The following is a 330-nucleotide window of genomic DNA, read 5'->3' on the forward strand; positions in this document are numbered from 1 at the left end:
TAACGGTCAGAAGTGGGATAACATGAGCGGTTCTGATCAATTGAAAGTATCTACTGCGATTATTCGTAAATTGAAACCAAACTGCGGCTTCATTCTTTTGGATAAGTTGGAACAAATGGATATGGTCACATTGAATGAGTTCGGGCAATGGCTAGAAGAAGAAGGACTACAAGCTATCGCTACTCGTGTTTCTACTGGTAAAGAATGTTCCATCATCATTGAAGATGGCTATGTAGCTGGTGAAGATGCTGCACCAATTAAAGATATTATTCCACCGGCACCACAAACATGGGAAGGGAAAGGAGCATTTTAATGAACATTACAAGCGGT

The 330-nt window shown here is 40.6% G+C and carries 1 pseudogene; it reads left to right on the top strand.

Annotation, left to right across the window (positions count from 1 at the left end):
* Window positions 1–313 (top strand): annotated as a pseudogene (locus IGI58_RS18240) (chromosome segregation protein SMC); the annotation flags it as partial.
* Window positions 314–330 lie beyond the last annotated feature (17 nt).

The sequence above is a fragment of the Enterococcus sp. AZ020 genome, from assembly GCF_050499205.1.
Classification (GTDB): Bacteria; Bacillota; Bacilli; order Lactobacillales; family Enterococcaceae; genus Enterococcus_L; species Enterococcus_L dunnyi.